This window comes from Marinoscillum sp. HNIBRBA16962 (assembly GCF_057801515.1).
Genome location: NZ_CM173603.1, coordinates 5494162 through 5513625 on the forward strand (window position 1 = coordinate 5494162; position 19464 = coordinate 5513625).

Sequence of the window (19464 nt, forward strand, 5' to 3'; positions counted from 1 at the left end):
ATTAAATGTTGAGAAATTCTGAAGTTCCGCCGACTATGCCTAATATTCATCTATCTGCAACAACCGTTGCATATATCCAACGTACATCATTCCAAATCTAATGGATTTTTAATTTTATCAATCTTCTTGGCCCACTCCAAGGTCTGTGGGGCTACAGCCAGGGTAGAAGATGGTAAGCGGACGCGTTACAAACGCGCCTGAACGGTGGATCATTTACCAACTCATGCTATAAGCTAAAACCAAACCCTACTTTAGTTGAAAAAATGGTAAGTCTTTCCCTAATGCCTGTTTTATAAAGTGAGAATAGATTATGGCTTATAGTAGGTTGAAGTATTATATTCCATTTTTGGTTCATCCTGATTTGAAATCCTAATCCAGCTTGAGCTACGATATTGAAAGGGTTGTTATCAAAACTGTCTTCAAATTCATTTTCAGTAATTTCCTCGCCACCATCTTGCAGTTCATACCTTCGCTCGTACATGGATCGAAACATATAGCTACCAGCTCCCCCACCAATAGCGTATAGTGTAAAATCAACAACCTTTCCCTGTTTGTCTGGTCCGGAAGTAAATTGCAAGAGATCCTTTTTAATGTCAAAGGGCACCGTTAAAAAGTAATACTCCTGCCTTCCAATATAACTCAATCTGCCAGGATTGTTCTCTGTATGAAGGTCGTTTGTATTCAATCTATCTGGCTTTAGACCGTAAAAAGCAAATGATAGTCCTGTTTGATATTTAAGGCTACCTGTAAGGGGTCTTTCAATTGTTATCCCTAAAATTACGCCTCCTCTGGAAGGTTCATTTTCTTTTCGGTCTGCTGCATACGCATCAAAAGCGTTAGCCCGGCTTTCAATTACAGTAAAGACTCTTGCAGGAGCAAAATAAAACGATAGATCTGTCGATCGCTGTGCAAATAATTCCGCATAGCTAAATAGCCAGATAATTATTAGTAAATTAAACTTTTTCATAGGCTTATCGTAGTGACTTTTTCCATTTCAGGCTTCTTGTGATTTTTTAAGCCAAAAGCATTTTGCCCTGCTTCCATCCAATACTTGCTAACAAATCCAGACACAAACCACCCCACGGTCTACACCCGGACCCACAATGGGCTTTATGGGCTTCCCTTTAACCGACGAAGTTTTGTAAGTCCATAGGTAAACTCAAATCCAATAAAATTAATATTCTGTTCTGTTGTTCCGCTACTTGTATAAGGCAAATTTTGAAATTCATATTCGCCTTTTCGTATGATCGCGGGAGACCAATTCACCACTAGCCTGTATTCAAGTGTATGCTGATTTACTGTTGGTCTGATAAGACCTATTTTTAAAAAATAGCTGATTGCTAAAATCCCGTTATTTGTTTCCTGATAGGAGTCAAACAGCCTTACATTGTCACTATCTACTTCATATTCAGAACCAAATTCCCATCTGTACGGAAGGAAATCAGGATCAATATTCTGTAGATTCAATTTGGAACCGACCTCTATTGAGTAATCATGTTTTCTCAAAGTGGGGATTGTCTTATGTATAGACACAGGCACTTGAAAATACAGTCCATCATAATCGTTATGGAAGAGATCCAATTCAAATGGCTCCCCATTATCAAAATGGAATGGACTATCATCAGGTGCCATAAAGCGATACCTCAAATTGTAAGGTGTAATCCCAACACCGGCGCCAATGATGATCCCAAAGCCTTTTTTGATATGTTGAAAATAAGAAACAGTAAACTCTCCACTCAATGTCGGAAGGGATTGTAAGTGCTTAGTTCCCTGATTGGAGATCTTTAAGTTATCATAAACAAGGGTCGATATCGAAAAACGCCATTGCCTTTTATAAGTTAAATGCTGATCTGACGACTCTATTTGAGCTTCAGATGGAAAACAGAATAAGCACAGCAAAAGTACTGCTGTGCTTTTAATCCATAGTAATGTTCCTTTGATCATTATTACCTTATTATTTTCACCAAGTAAGAACACTATTTTTCGTTCTTCCCCCGGCCCCATAATGGTATCCTTTCACCCAACCGGATTTGGTTTTTGTTTCAACAAATATTTTATGCTTAACACTTTTTTTATCGTATTCTACCCAAAGCCCGTGAAGTGGATTAAAGTCGACCTGACTTGTACAAGAACTAGCGCCAGGCGTTCCTGCTACATAACCATACACCTGAGCTTCACAATAGTTGCGGTATTTTACCCAGTCATTTCCAAATAGGCCACCTTTTTTATAATTTGTCGTTTTAGCATACACCTGACGGCTTCCAAATAAAGGGGTTGCGTGTTTCACTTTCCATTTGATACCTCTATTTCCATCAGTTCTTTTATCTGATTTACCTTTCCCGCTTTACAATCGCTAGAGTTTTAGACAGGCGCAAGTAAGTTTGTGTGTGATAAGGTTAATGGTAGGAAAGGTAAAATTTGAAAGGAACTTCACTAACAAATCCGGGTACAGCCCACTAAATGACCTATACCCGGACGCTATCAGCCCATCTATGCGTTATTCGAAAATACCGCATCACTACCGGCAGGCACTTCATTCTCATCACCGCTGCCAATCCTGTTGTTTACGCTTTGATTGTAAGTGGCTGTAAGCTGGTCGATCTGGTTGATCACCTGGTCGTACTGTGCGCCAGGAGTGATCACTGCATGGGCAGACAGGTGCCTGGCCACTTCTTCATAAGCCGCTTCCGTGTCCTCACGCACATCGGCAAACTTCTCTTTTGGCGCTTCGGCATAGGCCTTGTTACGCTCCAGGTATTTTTGATCAAACAGGTCATTTGACTCAGTTAGCTCGGCTACCCATTCGGGCAGACTCAGTGTTTCTACTGCTGCGGCCAGTTGTGGTTTTTTCTCAATGTCTTCTGCCAGGTTCCTTACACCTGCAGTCTCTTCCGGGTAGCTGCGCCTGTAGAGGTCCCGTCCATACTTGTCCAGATGTGCCCGCAGTATTGCTGCAGCCTGGCGCTTCTCTTCCTGAAAATGCCTCCGATACGAATCCACATTGGCATTGATGCCAATCAGTGCGTTGTCTCGCCGACTGTCCAGGTCCTGTATTTCTTTAGTGATGGCATTGCCCTGGTCGATGATATAGAGGTTTTTCAGGGCCTGAAACTGCTCACCCAGATGAGTCACCTGGGGCTCAATCTTCAGCGCCGCCGGATCACCATCCTGGAGGATCGTCAGTATGTTATCAATAAATTGTAGGCATTCTCCGTTTTTGTAATAACTAAATTGTGGTCTGTGCATGTTTAATAGTTTGTTTTAAGCGTCATATACGAAGCTAAATTATTGCATCTATTGGTTTGATGCAAAATATTTTCGCAGAAATCATGAAAAAATTTTATTCTGAAGTTATTAGCATGAAATCTAAAGGTGCTGAAGCCCTCCTGATGACGTCAGCATAAAATCCGAATGTTCGGAAACCTTCCCGTAGCCTACAGCACGAAATCCGGGGATCCGGAAACCTTCCCGCAGCCTGCAGCATGAAATCCGGGCGTTCGGAAAACTTCCTGCAGACTGCAGCACGAAATCCGAGCGTTCGGAAAACTTCTCGTAGCCTGTAGCACCAAATCCCCGGGTGGGGAAACGCTCCTGATGACGTCAGGAGGGAAATCCGGGAGTGGGGAAGCTTCCTCGCAGTGTGGAATGTCCCATTCAGTGTTTAGAGGTTCGGGGAAGTGAGGCTCTGGGGCTATAGACTAAGTGGTATCCGGCCTGTGGGGCTAGAAACGGGGGTAGAAGATGGTAAGGGGACGCGTTACAAACGCGCCGAACGGAGTATCCAAAAGCACTGAAGTCTCAGAATGGGCAGTTTTCATGGGCGAGTTGCACTGAAACCAGCCAGAATACACTTTGGCATATAACTGGTATAGACTGTTACCTTGAGTTCTTTTCAAGCCATTCCCTGATTTGATCGAAGCTCAGTTCTCCAGTTGAGATTGAAATTACGAGTTGATATTTCTGCTCTTGTTCAGCGTGAATGTCCAGTTGTTCGTTCATCAAAAGAAGTCGAGCTAACACATAACCAGTTCGTTTATTGCCATCTGTGAATGGGTGGTTCTTGACAATGCTTTCAAGGATTGCGGCAGCCTTGTCAATAGGTGTTGGATAAAGTTCCTTTCCATCAAATGTTTGGAAGGGTCGATTCAAAGCTGAATCCAGAAGTTCTTTATCTCGAACTCCATCAGATCCACCAAATCGTTCAATGAGAATAGCATGGATTTCTAGGGCTTCCTTTTCTGAGATCATTGAGCCAGTCTTTCCAGCAGTTCTTTATCTTCAGTTAAGATGGTTCGTAGGTTCTGCGATAGAGAAACAGATTCATTTGATTTTCCTTGTGCAGATTTCAGATAATCAAAAACCTCTTGAAGCACTTGTTCAGGAGTATTATCTAAGAGTTCACTAATTGCTGTCTTTATTTCTTCTCTACTCATATATCAAAGATACGAATTTGGCAGGAAAACTGTTCAGTGCGAAAATTCAAGGTAACGTCCAGATATGACGCGTGCCTCTGGACTTAATAAATGTCTTCTAAAGTAGCTGATTTGCACGTAAGATTCAAAATGGCAGTTTGAGGCATGCGTCATATCATTTGTTAGGTTTTCGTGCATTTTTCTCCGTCCTGTTTATGCGTTCATTTTAGTTCGTTTGTTAGTGTGCGGTTGGGGTGGTGCCCTACAGGTTGTACTTCTTTACCAGCTTATCACAGAATTCCAGTTCTTGTTCAGAAAACAGTCTCCGATACTTCGGTCTACAGGCCAAATATTCCAACGAAAGATCAACTCGGTGAGGGATCGGTTCCTCAAGTTTCTTAAAGCCTGATTTCATTTCTCCCGAAGACATTTCATCATGAAGAATTCGCTTGATGAACTCTACACCACCACCATCCGATTTCATTCGTTCCAAAAGATATTCGCTTACCCCAATCCCGATTGATCGGGCTTCTCCGAATGATCGGGTTACATCGTCTTCCAATTCTTGTCGAATTTTGATTTCCTCCTCGTCAAGCTGGGTAAGAATGGTTGCAGCGATTTTCCCCTCTTCCTTAAATTTATTCAATTCAGAAACATCGCTAATCTGATAAGAGCTTTTCTGACAAAAGTAGTTGTGCTTGGCTTCAAATTTCCTGAGCAATTTTTTATCTTCCTCTAGGTCAGTGTCCAAAGTTATTACCAATATGTTTTCCTCATTGCTTTGGGCGAAGTATGTCCAGTTGTAAGAGCCATTTATAATTGTAATATTGTCAATAATACAAAACTTGTGATGCAAGAACTTCGGTGCGGCAATGTGCAGTTTACCTCCTTGCTTCAAAAAGTCTTTCCACTTGGAGACGTTTCTAAAGTTCTCCTTGGATTCACTAATTACGATTTCAACGTTCAATCCACTTCCTGCGCGTTGTGAAAGTGTCCTGATAATATCTTCATCAGTAAGCCAGGCAATGGCCACTTTGACTTCTTTATCAGCTTTTTTAAGTTGACCAATTATCTCCGTTTTTATGTTGCTAAAATGAACTTCAGACTTCATTTATTGACCTCCTAATTAAAATGTACTGTGATTTAGATCTTCGTAGCGGCATGAAACCTAACGCCACTGTATAAATTCGTGGCTGATTAAAAGTATAAAAATTTACGTCAACTACCCAGGCAATCCGCAGGATTGGCTTAATAAATTAATCTTCACCAATAAGTCAATCCTGCGGATTGACGGACTATCTACAAAGAGCTAAAGAAACAATGACCCACTGACCAGCCATGATTTATAAAGAATGTTAGTAGCTTTTTTCTTTAAGCAATTGTTCCATCGCTAATCTCGGGAGTTCATCATAATCCTTCGGTCGTTCAAGCCTTGATTTAAGTTCCTCGCTTGATAGGTTTGAGAACTTTTCTTTCCAATTGTACAATTGTTCTTTTCTATGTTGTTCAGTTCGATCAATCTCGGGTTGATGGTCTTTGTAAGCTGAGTTAATTGATGGCCAAAAGGAATACTTAGTTTCTATTGGTTCAATAGGTAATTGCTCTTTTGTAAGAATTAATGAGCTAATCTGAAACTCCTTATTATCAGATGTTAAAATCTGTAGATAGGAGTAGTTAGACCAACCTGTTGACAAGCGCTTTTTATTCTCTTGATATAATGAAAGGTGTTCAGTGACCTTCAGCTGATCAAAGCTAAATTTATGAGAGCCGCCCTTATTAAGTTGGAACGTTATGGTTTTATTAGTGGAATCAATTAATATTTGAAAATGCCGCGATCTTGTCCAGTGGATTAAGTGAAATATTAGAGTCGGTATGACCTCTAAGACAATGAATCCAGCAACTGCTAAGGGAGGTCCATATGTGTAAGAGAACTCCCAGCTCTTGTCCTTGATGTAATGAGCAAAAGGAATAACGACAAGCATTCCAACCGGTAAATAATAGAGATGTCTTCTCAAATATTTGAGAGATTTTGAAATGCCTGTTTGCGATATTTGAAATGATTTCTCCAAGTGCGGAATTGCTACTAACATTTGTCTATGTGCAACACCTATTGCACATATCCAACCTACATCATTCCAAATCTAACGGATTTTTATTTTATCAATCCTCTTGGTCTGTGGCCCACCAGACCTTGCGATATCCAGCCTCTGAGCCACAGGCCGGGGGTAGAGAAGCTGCTTGCATATCTTGCTTTTTCTTTTATTTTCAAACGGTTTTACTATTCCTTTATACTTCTCACTCTTCCCTTAAATATCTACCACCCGCCCATGCTCATCACTCTCAAATGCCGCATCGATGATCCGCATTACATTGATCCCGTCCTGAGCGGTAACGGGCTCTTGTTTGTCATTGGCTATGGACTGATAAACAGCTTCATAAAAATCCATGTAACTCCCCGGCAGGGTCTTAATCTTTTTCCGAATCACCTCTCCATTGATCCCGGTATGAAGTAAGCCCTGATCAGCTGTATCCTCTACTCCGTAATCAGCCTCTCCCGGACGTTTACCTGCCTGCAGCTGATCCTCCTGCACATCCGAACGGGATTTTAAAAAAGAGCCTTTCGTTCCGTGAAAAGCAAACTCAGGCGTAGGTTCTCTGAAAAAATACCCGCCTTTCACGTGTACCCGCTTGTCATCATAGCGCAGTAAAATATCAAAATAGTCGTCTACATCCGAATCCGGCCGGGTGACCCCAATATCTGCAAAGACAGCCTTTGGCATACCAAACAAACACAACGCCTGATCGATGACGTGTGCCCCCAGGTCTTTGAGGATCCCGGCTCCCGGACCCGGCGCTTCCTTATGGGTCTTCGGGCTTAGCTCCGCTTTGTATCGTGCAAATGCAATGGAGGCCTCCACTATTTCACCTATCAACCCCTCCTCAACCACTGATCTCACGGTCTTAAAATCACTGTCCCAACGCCTGTTTTGGAAAACGGAAAGTTTCAGCCCCTTTTCACCGGCCAGCTGCTGAAGCTCCACAGCCTCTTTGGTGGTGGTGGTAAAGGCCTTTTCCACGACCACATGCTTACCGGCAAGCAAGGCCATTTTGGCATACTCATAGTGGGTATAGGTGGGTGTATTTACCACGACCAGCTCCACATTTGCGTCGTTGAGCAACTCAGCCATGGTGCCATAGCTGCGAGCCCCCGGGTAAGCAGCGGCTATCAATTTTTTGGACCGCTCCCATGCTCCCAAAAGCTGAAAGCCTTCGTGTAAATGAATGAAAGGGGCATGGAATACTTTTCCGGACATGCCGAAAGAAAGAAGAGCTGTTTTGATGGGTTGCATGATAGTAGTTTTACTCGAAAATAAAGAAAAGCAATCTTTTTAGAATCCCACAAAAAGCAAAGAGACGCAAAAATGCGCCTCCTTGTCGTCGTCTAAAGTATGAAGAAAGATTTACGTTCAGTTACTTTTCAATGGATAACCTCCTGGAGATGATCCGATCTGCCGCTTCAATCGTAACAAAGTAGATCCCGGGGGCTATTTGATCAGGAACCCGGATTTCCGAGACTTCCTGAGATAGTTTTTGAGAGGAAAAAACCTTACCCGAAACATCGTGGATCCTCAAAATGCCGGAATCGGCTTTCAATCCGCTGAGATTGACCACAAAGGAATCTGCAGTGGGGTTCGGGTAAATCAATGTGTGAAGTTGCGGCTGATTCTCAGCGCCAGCACTGGTGGTTCTGGCCCCGGATACACTGCCCCAGGTAAAGGTCTCCCAGCCTCCAATGGAGGCTCTGTTACACATCATGGCAGCCTGTCCGTTTTCGGAGGAAACGTACTGGTCACCAAAACCCAGCAGTGCTACGGTATTGTTCCCAAGGTCCACCCACTCAAATGCCTCCCAGCCTCCAATGCTGGTCCGATCACAGATCATGGCTGCCTGGCCATTTTCTGAAGAGACGTACAAGCCATTACTTCCCTGAAGGGCCACTTTCCCATCAGCAGTACTTACTACTGTAAACTGTTCCCAACCGCCAACAGAAGTGCGATCGCACATCATTCCGGACTGACCGTTTTCTGATGAGACATACAGACCGTTGCTGCCCTGAAGCCAGATGGTTTGTCCTACTGGCGCTCCGTTGGCAGGGCTTTCCTCAGTGATTTGAAACCAGTTGATATTAAAGCCCCCTGCCGGAAAAGCCAGCGCTATCTCCTGCTGACCGGCATTGAGCGATACCGTATGCGAAACGGTGGTCCAGCTTTGCCATCCACCCGTAGCATCCACGCTCACTGACCCAAAGACCGTTCCTCCTCCAAGTGATTCCATTCGAACGGTACCTCCACCATTTTGGCTGGCTACCCGATACGATACTTCATAGTCACCTGCTGAAGGTACATCGATCCGATAGGCTGCCCAGTCGCCTGCATCGATCCAGCCGATGTTTTGCCCCCCTCCGGTATCAGATGTATTCTCCGTTTGGATACCCGCCATGTCGCAGTATGCCTCGGCCTGTATCGGTGAGCTGATGCTTGCATAAGATCCTGTACACCCTGAGGGAGTGGTCGTTCCGTTACAGCCACTTGTCCCGGGAGCCGGCAGATCTTGTGTGACAGCACTGATCGTGTTTGGATTGGGGATACAGTTTTCAAACTTGATGCTTTCCAATACTGTACTCATAGCAGCAGCTCCGTCTGTGGGATAGCTGCTACCTATCCGCATCAAGGCGGCGTTTTCACCCACGTCGTGTCGTTTGTAGGTCCAGTGGCACCAGCCGATGTTTTCATTTTCGAGCTTGACGATGTTTTGCCTGAGCCATTCTGCGGTATTCTCTCCCGTTTCACCGATCCACACCGGCACCTGATGTGTATCTCTAAATGCTACCAGGTTAGCCATTCGGTTAATTTGATTGGGATTAGCATCAGCCACCCAGTCATCCGCCGGATCTATCCAGTAACGATGCGCATTGTAGACCAGCCCCCAGTTTGGAGAGAAGGTGAACGGCTCCAGGTAATCATAGTTATTACCCCAGCCATTCCCTTCTATGGTCAGCAGGTGATTGTCTCCGTTATTTCGGATGGTGGTGATAAGGCGCTGAAGTAAAGAATGAATGGTCTGTCCTCCTCCGGGCACGTTATTGGGTTCGTTGATCAGATCGTACATGGCAATGCGTGGTTCATTGATGTATCGGGCAGAAATGCGGTCCCACAACCGGTTAGTCACATCCTGGAAAACCTGGAACTGCCAGAGGTTATTGTTATGAAAAATATCCGCGATATTGGCATCTGATCCCTGCCCACCAGGAGCAGCATGCAGATCCAGGATGATGTACATGTCATTATCCGCACACCAGCTGATCAGGTTATCAATAATCTGAAATCCGTCCAGATTTGGATCATTAAACAGTTGATCATTGTCATACCAGGTTTGTAGTGAATTTTTATAGACATCATGACCGTAGTTGATGTCAGTGATCACATCATTTCTTACCGAGCGCTGCGCATCTGTGAGAAACAGCTCGTAGTGCATGGGTAACCTGACACTGTTAAAGCCCAGTGACGCGATGTAATCAATGTCTGCTTTGGTAATGAAATTATCTCGCCAGGATTGATAGAAATCCTCTACCTGTTGCTCTGTGAGTCCTTCATTATAGTATTGCAGCTTCATTTGCCACTGAGTACCCGGGCAGCCGGTACATCCCTGCGGGTTGAGCATATAGCCTTCCTGCAGTCCCCAGTTACCAAGTCCGACTGCTCGCAGCATAATCGGTTGCTGCGTTTCCGCATTGACAATTTGGGTTCCTGAGGCTTCCAGCCAGCAGCTTTGCGCATTGGCATTCCAGCCAATGGCAATGCAGGCCAGCAACAGCATCATTAATTTTCGGCCTTGCCGGTTAAGTAGTTGATTCAATGAGTTTAATATTCCGTCCCCGCTTCCTCCCCACGATTGTTTAGTTAGTGCTTTCATAAGCATTGATGGGTTTTAAGGTTAAATTTTCAGGTCCTTTTTTGAGTTGTATCGACCTATGTGATATCTTACTTGATCATGATCTTTTGCTTTAGATGAATGTTTTTACCAGAGATTGTTATCAGGTATACCCGGCCTGAAATGGTTTCCGGAACTTTCAGTGAGTTTGATCCTTCGGTCAAAATGGCGGACATTACCTGTCTTCCGGAAAGGTCCGAAATAGCAATGTTGACAGGACCTTGAATGGACTGGTCGATGATATCTATTGAAAACCGTCCGTCGCATACCGGATTGGGATAGATCGTAACAGCAGCACTCGGGTCTGTGTTGACTTCCGAAGTTGTTCCCGGTCTGGACCCACTGGTTCCTGTGCAGGTAATTACATTTTGGGTATCATCATAGGTCAAGGCTGCGTCGGTGACGTCATCTACGCACACATCCACCGTTGCTCCACCCTTTACTGTTTGGGTCGTTGTTAATGTCACAGTCCCTTCTGCGCCTGTTTGCCCGGAAACGGTTTCTGAATAACTCCCGCTGAAAGTGCCCGTTACCCCGGCAGATCCAACCGGATTGCCCAGATCATCCAGAATGGTGATGGTCGCTGTTCCGTATTTATTGCCCTGACCGGCATTTTGCGTGCCTGTCACAATGGATCCTACATGCATCGTGGTGGCATCAGATCCACCATCACTCACCGAAACCACCTTCGAGTCAGTTCCGGTTGCTCCTTCATTATCTGTCACCGTAAGGGTCACGGTGTAATCTCCCGAAGCACTGTAAGTATGGCTGACCAGCTCTCCGCTACCCACATTCCCATCACCGAAATCCCAGTCCCAACTACTGATGGTACCGTCACTGTCGGAACTGCCCGAACCGTCAAGATCTGCAAGCAGACCCGTGGTGGTATAGGTGAAAGACGCTGTAGGAGGTGTATTATTGGAGCCTCCCTCATCACTCCAGATATAAGTGCCGACAGACTTTTTAGGAAGGGTGACCGTGGCAATCCTGCCAGCATATTCAATGTTGAATGTAGTGTTGGGCTGATTGTTGTCATTGTGCACTACAAGTACCCTGGTGTTTCCGTGCAGGCTGTTATTTACAAAACCAGCGCAAGTGAGACCGCTCGCCGAAGTAGTGGCTACCCGTACAGCCTCAGGTCGTACAAATTTGGACATATGGGCCACATTGTAATAAGCAACGTTTCTTGTGACGTTACCACCATCCAGCGTGAATGCCCCAAGACAATCGGTACAACCTCCATCCGTATGCGGCCCTTCATTGGCATCCGCTGCAAGGTTCCATTCCAAAACCGCCTTTGCCCAGTTGTTGGTAGCGCCAAGCATTACATTTTTCATGTGCCAGGCCAGGTCTCCGAGAAAGCTTCCACCTGCACCGGTATACTGCTCAGTGAAGTATATATTCTTAGATGGGAAAGCATCATGTACCGTGGACAGTGCGCTGATATCTCCGGCATAAAGATGCCACGCAGACCCATCAACATACTGACCTGCTGCACTGCCCAAAACTTCCATTGGATATTCTGGGACATCACAGTTGTGGTCCCAGGTAAGGATTTTTGTAGAGAACCCTGCATTTTGAATGGCCGGGCCCAATTCCAGAATAAAATCTATTTGCTCCGCGGCTGTCATCAGCATCGCCGGATTATTACAGCAGTGCTCGGGTTCGTTCTGTGGCGCCACCGCATAAATGGAAATGCCCTGAGCCTGCATCGCCTGAAGGTATTTCACAAAATAAGTAGCGTAGGAGGCATAATATTCAGGCTTAAGGTGACCTCCACTTAATGCGCCATTGGTCTTCATCCAGGCAGGCGCTGTCCAGGGCACTGCTTTGATCTTTATGCCCGGGTTGATGGCTACTATTTCCTGAAGTACCGGGATCACATAATCCAGATCAGGACCCTGGAGGCTGAATTGTGACTGATCCTCGTCCGTCTGACCTGCAGGTAAATCATTATAGGTGTAAGGATACTGACTCATGTCTGACGCCCCGATCGCAATCCTTAAAAAGGACGAGCCCACTCCTGTAGCTATGCCGGCTGTCGGGTCAAACATCTCCTGGAGCAGAGCGGTACGCTGTGATGAGGAAATTTCTGTCATCAGCACATAAGCGCTTCCCTGAGTTAGTGTATAACCAAAGCCGTCAATGCTTTGATAGGTGGTACCGGGATCTAAACTTACCGTTGGGTTACTGTTTGATCCTGTGGTAAACAAAGGCGTATCAGACTGCTTTTCCAGAAGCTTTGACTGATCACCAGTGGTTATGTACTGTGTTACTGTCTGGGCTTGTGCAAAAGTGGCCAAAACCCCAAAAGCCATCAGGCATACTACCATCCTGATCGTTTCAATTTTTTGTAAAAATGAATGCTTCATTCCTTGTGTTTAGTTTAGTGGTTAGATGAAGTCCATTTTTTTGAGTTGCCTTTTTTAGAAATTTGTATATCCGGATACCACAGGAGTGGCCCCGGATATTTTTTGAAATACGCTACAAAACAGGTTTTACCTGGTTAAATGACTTTGTTTCGGTGAGTTTAAATCGTTTTTCCAAATCCCCTATCTGCACTTCAAAATCACCGGCTTCTGCTGTCCGGCTCAGGTCAGAAGTAACAAATGCCAGATCTTGTGCTGAAAGGGTAAACGTTACCCTCATAGTCTCTCCTGGCTCCAGATAGATCTTTTCAAAACCGCGCAACCGCCTGACATCCGGTGTGACAGAAGCATACAAATCCGAAGTGAACAACTGCACCGTTTCTTTACCCGCCCTGGTACCTGTATTCTTGACATGGACAGCTATTTCCAAATTATCTGAGGCGCCAATCGAAGTTTTGCTCAAAGTGAGACCGGAGTATTCAAATGTGGTGTAGCTCAGGCCAAACCCAAATGGATACTGAATGACATAGTCCGACTCATAGTCATACATGCCCTCCATCTTATTCTGCTCTTCAGACGGCTTGTGGTCATAGGTCACCAGCGTATTAGCATACATCGGATAGGTGTAAGGTAGTTTCCCGCTTGGGTTTACCTCACCAAAGAGAATGTCAGCTAAAGCATCGCCTCCAAAGTTGCCGGGCAGATAGGTTTGTAAGATCCCATCTGCTAAAGGTTCAATATCCTTGATCAATCGGGGGCGTCCCTCATTCAGCACAAGGATCACAGGTTTACCTGTCTGCGCCACTGCTTTGGCCAGAGCGATTTGATTAGCTGAAAGGGCAAGGTCATGGAGATCTCCGGGCTTTTCCGTATAGCTGTTTTCACCCAGACAAAGGATCACATAATCAGACTTTAAGGCTGCCTTTTTGACTGCATCAATGTTCACAATCCTATCCTCCCAATACTTACCCTTCTCATCATATTTCACTCCGGGAACATAAGTTGCATCTGCAGATTTGGCTTTAATGGCCTCAAAAATGGTGTTGTAATCAGCTGCAAAGTCTTCAACTTTCTCCCCCTGCCAGGAGTAGGTCCAGCCGCCATTTAAGCTCCGCATACTGTGTGCATTGGGTCCCGTAACCAGTATTTTGGCTCCCTTATTTAGTGGAAGGATATCCGACTCATTCTTAAGGAGTGTGATCGACTCGGCAGCAGCCTGATATGCAGCTTCCTCAAATTCCAGACTACCAAATTTCGGATAATCCTTATAGCTTGTTGCAGGAGTTTCAAACAGGCCCAGCTCATACTTCAGGGTGAGAATTCGTCTGACCGCATCATCAATTCTGGACATGGACACCTCTCCTTCGTTTACAAGTTCTGTCAGATGTTTACAAAAATCCAGGTCGTAGGGGATCATGGCCATATCAATACCGGCATTGATCGCCAGCTTCACTGCTTCCTTAGGCGTGGTAGCAACCTTGTCCCGGGAGTACAGATTGTCAATGTCTTTCCAGTCGGTAACTACTACTCCATTAAAACCCAGCTCCTCTTTCAGCAGCTCAGTGAGAATCCCGTAATCAGCATGAACCGGAGTACCATTGATCAACCCCGAATTAATCATTACAGAATGTACCCCCGCATCTATTGCTTCTTTGAAAGCAGGTAAATGCCGTTCTCTGAGTTCTATCTCAGGAATAAATGCCGGTGTTCTGTCCTTTCCGGAAACGGGCACCGAGTAGCCCAGAAAATGCTTCAGACAGGCCGCAACTTTGGTGGGGTCTGAAACATCATTGGCCACACCTTCATATCCATCGATCATTTGTTTCCCCAGTTCTGATGTCAGGTACACATCTTCACCAAAACCTTCCCAGATCCGTGGAAACCGTGGGTCACGTCCCATATCCAAAACCGGAGAAAAATTCCAGGGTATGGACGATGCGCGTGTTTCATAAGCGGTGATCTCAGCGCCTCTCCGGACCAGCTCACGATTGAACGTGGCAGCCTGCCCGATTTCCTGGGGAAACATGGTTGCTCCGGCTGTATACGTAGTCCCGTGGATTGCATCAATCCCATAAATTACCGGAATGCCCAGTCGTGTTTCATTTACGGCAACATTTTGGATCTGGCTGATTATTTCATGCCACTTTTCAACAGTCCTGGCCCTGTTATTAGCGGTATTTAAGATAGAGCCTACATGGTGATCAACAATAGCATTTCGGACCAAATCCATATCGAGTTTAAGCGGTTCATCACTTGCAAAAACACCTGGTCCCTCTGTGATTACATCCAGGGTCAGTTGAGCCATCTGCCCTACCTTTTCCTCCAGGGTCATTTTTTCAATGAGGTCCTCTACTTTCGGATTCATCTGATCTCCTTCAGTAAATCCGGATATAGCGAAAAAGGAAAGCACCAGCACGGCGGCCAAACCGATCAGGCTGATCGTTACAATTCGTTTCATTCTTTTTTGTTTACTGGTAGCCATTTTACTTCAAGGTTATAAACCTCTTTGGAGTGAAGTTAGAACTTGACAGGTTGCATAAAAACGTGGAAAACCAGAGCCGACCTGGATGTCGGCTCTGGTTTGATTTGATTTATTCTACAGCTTTGAAAGTGAACTTCCATCCACCCCAGCCGTACTCTTTTTTCACTACAAGAACATCTTCCGTAATGGACACTATCTCGTAAGTGATTGAGTTCTCCGGAGCAGCGGTAGTGCCTTCCTGACCCACCTTATACAAACCTAAGTGAGCCCCTTCACCAGAAACAGTCAGTTCATTACCAGATAATGCAAATCGGTGGTTACCGGATCCCCAGGCCTGGTATTGCTCAGGGATCTGCTCCATGTCATAGCATCCGATATCCAGTCCGATATCCGTTGGCCAGGGAGCTCCACCTTCATCATCCACGCGCATGGTTCCATTATTATCAAATACAAACTCACCCTGAGCGTGGAAGGTATAGGTATTATCAAACAGACATACCCGGTCCGGGGCATTTACATCTGCAGCGGTATTAGACCACCAGGCTGTTTCCAGGCCGGGAGGGCCTACAAATAATGCACCTCCTTCAGGCTGCATCAGTACCCAGGTCCTGGAATCACATCCGGTAAGCAATGGCAAATGTCCCGAACACGCATCAGGATCAGCTTCATCAATGGTTACTGTCTGAGCAGCTTCATCAGCTCCTCCTGCGCTTGCTACTCGAAGTTTTATTTCATACTCACCTATCCATGGCAGGTATAGGGTATCCGTTTGATGACCATTCTGATATTGACCTGTTCCCTTATCCCACTGAAAAATGAAGCCACCCTCTGAAGTACTGGAGAGCAAAAAGGTATTCACCTCTCCTGAAACAGGAGTGATCTCAAATGCGGCCGTTGGGGCCGGCTCTAAGGACATCTCTTCTGATTCCGGAAGGCAGGCGGATAACACACCAGCCAGAAGTATGGCCAGTGTAGTTCCTGTCTTTGATATATGATTTAAATAGTTCATGATATTCGTTCTTTAATTCTCTGAAAATGAATGATTAAAGGGTACCCCCATACTCCTGGTTCTGCTGGAGACTTGTGTTTTCCAACTCTAGCAAAGGAATGGGCAGTATCTCATGTTTTCCTGCTTCAAAACCCTGTCCTGCAAGTGTAGCCGCAGCATCACCCCAGCGAACCAGGTCAAACCATCTGTGACCCTCACCGGCCAGCTCCAGCCTTCGTTCTGCTTTAATGTTATCAAGCGTTGCCGGTACTGACCCCAGACCTACCCGACCTCTTACAGCATCCAGTAGATCCTGAGCACGACCCGCATTCCCACTTCCTCTGACGATCGCTTCAGCTTCCATCAGGTAGGTATCTGCCAGACGGATATCAAGATTTGGTAATGCTATTCGCTCAAAATCCATCTTTTCCAGACGGCTTTTAGTGAAAACCTCTCTCCCGTTCAGGTCAGTTATTGTTAGTGCATTATTATGATCAAAAAACTGCTGCTCCAGGTTTATTGCCAGATAATCCCTGGCCGGAATGGGGGACACCAGTAACCCTAATCCGTTATCTATCCCGGTTACGTTCCCACCTCCGATGAATCGGTACCAGTTCAGATTGAACTCGGGATCTACGATTTTTACACGAAGTATGGTTCTTCCTTCATCCAGGTCCATAGTAGTACTCACGGTCTGCCAGCTCTGCCACCCTCCAGTCACCGGCACCTCCAGAGAGGCTTCATTCAAAAGTGTTCCATTAAAATCGAATTGCTGAAAAAGCAGCTCTCCGGCATTGCTTTCGCAGGCAATGCGGACCTCAAGTTTATAATTTCCGGTAGTGGCAACGTTGATCCGATATTCCAGGTAGTCTCCTGCATTTGTATATCCCAGATTTAAGCCGCCTCCGGTATCAGTTGTATTTTCCTCCACCAGTCCTTCATTGACAAAGCAGTCCTCGGCTTCCAGCTTTCCCGGTACTACAAAATGCTGAGGCAGATTATTCCTGACATGAATTTCAGAAAAGCTCTCTAATACAGATCCACCTTCAGAAAGAATGCTCACCCCTGTGTAGCTTAGCTTAAGGTCGTCACCGTCCTGAAATCCTCCGTCAAATTCGAGCCTGATCTGCTGCGCATCTCCACCTTGAAGACCAGTGCCTTGTGGGGTTAGCGTCTCACCCTCCACGCTTAGTGAAAAACCCGAAGCACCCGAAACGGTCTCCGGATTAGATTTCTTATTTAAATTGACATAAACAATTGATCCTTGAGGATCGGTCTCGGCAGACATCACTTTGAAGTCAATTTCCGATAGCTTTTTGGTCAAAAAAAAACTGTAAAATCCAAGATTTACCCCTTCCTTTTCGATATAAATTCTGAGTTGATGCTGTCCCTCATACAGGGCAAGTTCAGGGATTTCAAAATCAGACCAGTTTTGATAGCTGGTAGTTGTGGGTAATTGTACTGTGCCAGTCACATCTTTACCATCCATCTCTATACGAACAGCTGCTCCATATTGGCTGGCATACCGGATGCTGAGACTATAAACGGCACTCGAATCCACATCTATGGTATACTGAAGCCACTCGCCTGTCTCGGTCCATCCCACATTGTAGCCATTGGATCGGCTGTCCGTATCAGTGGTTCGCTCTATATCCACACCATCATTCCTATAGGATCCCCCCAGGTTCCATTGAGCCCCTCCGGCATTACCCGTGGTATTCGTAACATCTGCATCATAATAAGCCACACCATTTCTCCCCAGGTCATAATCAGTAGCATATACTACAGTTTCTTCAACCCCAATTTTATGATTGGCAAAAGGAATCGCTTCCTCAGAATGTGGCTGACGGATCATCGCATCCACTACATCCGGATGGTAAATGTTATTTTCCAACTTTAGGTTTTCCGTGTATTCCATCAATGCATTAAATGCATCTTCTTCGGAAGGTTTATCACCGTTTCCATTCCAGTAGTCAAGTATGTCCTGGTAGCCATCAGCCATTTGAATTTGAAGTGGATTATTTAATCCAAGCTTTTTCAGCGGCCACCAGGACCAGCCGATGTTATTTTCTTCAAGCAATGCAATACAATTAGTAAACCAGGTATTGGAGTTTTCACCTGTCTCCCCCAGCCATATCGGCACATTACGCTGAGTGCGCATATCAAGCATGTGTCGAATGTTGCTCTGCTCATTTCCATTCCAGTATTTGTGGTAGCTAACGACCAGATTATCATCCCAGAGCTCCGGCAGACCATTGTAATTGTTTCCCCAGCAATTCCCTTCGATCACCACAATGTGATTTTGATCTACTTCCCGGATTGCTTCCGTGATTTCGCGTTGCAACTCCCATAGCAGGGTATTTTCCGTTTCTGCACATCCATTTGGATCTGCTTCATGATCCTGAAACCCCCAATTGGGCTCATTGATAATATCATAGGCAGCTATCATGGGTTCATCTGCATAACGTTCTGCAAGCTTTCTCCAAAGCGCTATGGTTTTCTCCTGATTTGCCTCACTTTCCCACAATGAAGGTTTGGTGGGGTCATAGTCACTGATATCGGCATTTTCTCCCTGTCCACCAGGAGCTGCGTGAAGGTCCAGTATCAAATACATATTGTTAGCCTCACACCAGCTAAGGAGTTCGTCTGTCATTTCAAAACCTTTATCCAGCCAGGTGATTTCTCCGGGTACCGGCTCCTCTTCTACAGGAGGCGTAAAAAGCTTATAGTGCATCGGTAACCGTATGGAGTTGTATCCCCATGCGGCCATAGAGTCTACATCAATTTTCCGCATGTGATTAGCCAGCCAGGCATCATAGAATTGTTCCTTTTTATCTTCGCCTATCAGGTCCAGAACTTTAGCTTCGATTTCATGTTGCGGACCCGACGTGCGTAACATGTAACCTTCCTGGAGCATCCATCCACCCAGACCAATGCCCCTCCACAGCACTTCGTTACCATCGGCATCTATAATCCTGGTTCCATCTGCTCTAAGGAACTGGGCATTTGATTGCTGGAATATTACCAGTAAAAGCATGGCAGCAAAAAAAGGGGAGTAAGCTTTTAGACTCATTTGATAAATTAATTTTTTTAACGCTAATTTTGATCTTCAATTATAGAAATCGCAAAATCCAAACGATTTCAAGATAAATTCTCAAATCAAAAATATCTTTACTTGACAGGATCTGGTAAAGAGTCGGTACATTATAATTACATCAAAGG

Annotated in this window: 14 protein-coding genes; all 14 read right to left on the reverse strand. The window is 45.3% G+C overall.

What is annotated here, in order from left to right:
• Window positions 1–226 precede the first annotated feature (226 nt).
• The 14 genes from AC3E9V_RS22760 to AC3E9V_RS22825 all read right to left on the reverse strand — a co-directional run bounded on the left by AC3E9V_RS22760 (window position 227) and on the right by AC3E9V_RS22825 (window position 19315).
• Complete coding sequence (locus AC3E9V_RS22760; RefSeq protein ID WP_488750472.1) at window positions 227–967, reverse strand: hypothetical protein; 741 nt, start codon at window positions 965–967, stop codon at window positions 227–229.
• 143 nt (window positions 968–1110) lie between these two features.
• Window positions 1111–1944 (reverse strand): hypothetical protein, encoded by an 834-nt coding sequence (locus AC3E9V_RS22765; RefSeq protein WP_488750473.1) that lies wholly within the window; start codon window positions 1942–1944, stop codon window positions 1111–1113.
• A gap of 16 nt (window positions 1945–1960) precedes the next feature.
• The gene (locus AC3E9V_RS22770; protein WP_488750474.1) at window positions 1961–2287 is read right to left on the reverse strand and encodes a hypothetical protein; all 327 of its coding nucleotides are present in this window, start codon (window positions 2285–2287) and stop codon (window positions 1961–1963) included.
• Between the two features lie 203 nt (window positions 2288–2490).
• The gene (locus tag AC3E9V_RS22775; RefSeq protein WP_488750475.1) at window positions 2491–3246 is read right to left on the reverse strand and encodes a DUF6261 family protein; all 756 of its coding nucleotides are present in this window, start codon (window positions 3244–3246) and stop codon (window positions 2491–2493) included.
• Between the two features lie 630 nt (window positions 3247–3876).
• On the reverse strand, window positions 3877–4248 hold the full coding sequence (locus AC3E9V_RS22780) for a type II toxin-antitoxin system death-on-curing family toxin (protein ID WP_488750476.1): 372 nt from the start codon (window positions 4246–4248) through the stop codon (window positions 3877–3879).
• A complete protein-coding gene (locus tag AC3E9V_RS22785; RefSeq protein WP_488750477.1) occupies window positions 4245–4433 on the reverse strand; it encodes a hypothetical protein in 189 nt (62 codons plus the stop codon). Before AC3E9V_RS22785 ends, AC3E9V_RS22780 begins: the two co-directional genes overlap by 4 nt.
• Before the next feature lie 241 nt (window positions 4434–4674).
• Window positions 4675–5523, reverse strand: a complete 849-nt coding sequence (locus AC3E9V_RS22790; RefSeq protein ID WP_488750478.1) for a phospholipase D-like domain-containing protein — start codon at window positions 5521–5523, stop codon at window positions 4675–4677.
• 244 nt (window positions 5524–5767) lie between these two features.
• Window positions 5768–6502 (reverse strand): PH domain-containing protein, encoded by a 735-nt coding sequence (locus tag AC3E9V_RS22795; RefSeq protein WP_488750479.1) that lies wholly within the window; start codon window positions 6500–6502, stop codon window positions 5768–5770.
• A 216-nt stretch (window positions 6503–6718) separates the two neighbouring features.
• On the reverse strand, window positions 6719–7762 hold the full coding sequence (locus tag AC3E9V_RS22800) for a Gfo/Idh/MocA family oxidoreductase (RefSeq protein ID WP_488750480.1): 1044 nt from the start codon (window positions 7760–7762) through the stop codon (window positions 6719–6721).
• Between the two features lie 121 nt (window positions 7763–7883).
• Complete coding sequence (locus AC3E9V_RS22805) at window positions 7884–10385, reverse strand: carbohydrate-binding protein (RefSeq protein WP_488750481.1); 2502 nt, start codon at window positions 10383–10385, stop codon at window positions 7884–7886.
• 68 nt (window positions 10386–10453) lie between these two features.
• Window positions 10454–12775 carry a PKD domain-containing protein gene (locus AC3E9V_RS22810; protein WP_488750482.1) on the reverse strand — a complete coding sequence of 774 codons (2322 nt, stop codon included), beginning with the start codon at window positions 12773–12775 and terminating at the stop codon, window positions 10454–10456.
• Between the two features lie 112 nt (window positions 12776–12887).
• The gene (locus tag AC3E9V_RS22815; RefSeq protein ID WP_488750483.1) at window positions 12888–15230 is read right to left on the reverse strand and encodes a glycoside hydrolase family 3 N-terminal domain-containing protein; all 2343 of its coding nucleotides are present in this window, start codon (window positions 15228–15230) and stop codon (window positions 12888–12890) included.
• Window positions 15231–15363: 133 nt separating this feature from the next.
• Complete coding sequence (locus tag AC3E9V_RS22820; RefSeq protein WP_488750484.1) at window positions 15364–16263, reverse strand: hypothetical protein; 900 nt, start codon at window positions 16261–16263, stop codon at window positions 15364–15366.
• Between the two features lie 34 nt (window positions 16264–16297).
• Entirely contained in the window at window positions 16298–19315 is a 3018-nt protein-coding gene (locus AC3E9V_RS22825; protein WP_488750485.1) for a carbohydrate-binding protein, read from the reverse strand.
• Window positions 19316–19464 lie beyond the last annotated feature (149 nt).

What these genes read in the sequence shown, in the direction of transcription:
- AC3E9V_RS22760 (WP_488750472.1), bottom strand. Translation starts at nt 967, where the DNA reads ATGAAAAAGTTTAATTTACTAATAATTATCTGGCTATTTAGCTATGCG.
- AC3E9V_RS22765 (WP_488750473.1), bottom strand. Translation starts at nt 1,944, where the DNA reads ATGATCAAAGGAACATTACTATGGATTAAAAGCACAGCAGTACTTTTG.
- AC3E9V_RS22775 (WP_488750475.1), bottom strand. Translation starts at nt 3,246, where the DNA reads ATGCACAGACCACAATTTAGTTATTACAAAAACGGAGAATGCCTACAA.
- AC3E9V_RS22780 (WP_488750476.1), bottom strand. Translation starts at nt 4,248, where the DNA reads ATGATCTCAGAAAAGGAAGCCCTAGAAATCCATGCTATTCTCATTGAA.
- AC3E9V_RS22785 (WP_488750477.1), bottom strand. Translation starts at nt 4,433, where the DNA reads ATGAGTAGAGAAGAAATAAAGACAGCAATTAGTGAACTCTTAGATAAT.
- AC3E9V_RS22790 (WP_488750478.1), bottom strand. Translation starts at nt 5,523, where the DNA reads ATGAAGTCTGAAGTTCATTTTAGCAACATAAAAACGGAGATAATTGGT.
- AC3E9V_RS22795 (WP_488750479.1), bottom strand. Translation starts at nt 6,502, where the DNA reads ATGTTAGTAGCAATTCCGCACTTGGAGAAATCATTTCAAATATCGCAA.
- AC3E9V_RS22800 (WP_488750480.1), bottom strand. Translation starts at nt 7,762, where the DNA reads ATGCAACCCATCAAAACAGCTCTTCTTTCTTTCGGCATGTCCGGAAAA.
- AC3E9V_RS22805 (WP_488750481.1), bottom strand. Translation starts at nt 10,385, where the DNA reads ATGAAAGCACTAACTAAACAATCGTGGGGAGGAAGCGGGGACGGAATA.
- AC3E9V_RS22810 (WP_488750482.1), bottom strand. Translation starts at nt 12,775, where the DNA reads ATGAAGCATTCATTTTTACAAAAAATTGAAACGATCAGGATGGTAGTA.
- AC3E9V_RS22815 (WP_488750483.1), bottom strand. Translation starts at nt 15,230, where the DNA reads ATGAAACGAATTGTAACGATCAGCCTGATCGGTTTGGCCGCCGTGCTG.
- AC3E9V_RS22820 (WP_488750484.1), bottom strand. Translation starts at nt 16,263, where the DNA reads ATGAACTATTTAAATCATATATCAAAGACAGGAACTACACTGGCCATA.
- AC3E9V_RS22825 (WP_488750485.1), bottom strand. Translation starts at nt 19,315, where the DNA reads ATGAGTCTAAAAGCTTACTCCCCTTTTTTTGCTGCCATGCTTTTACTG.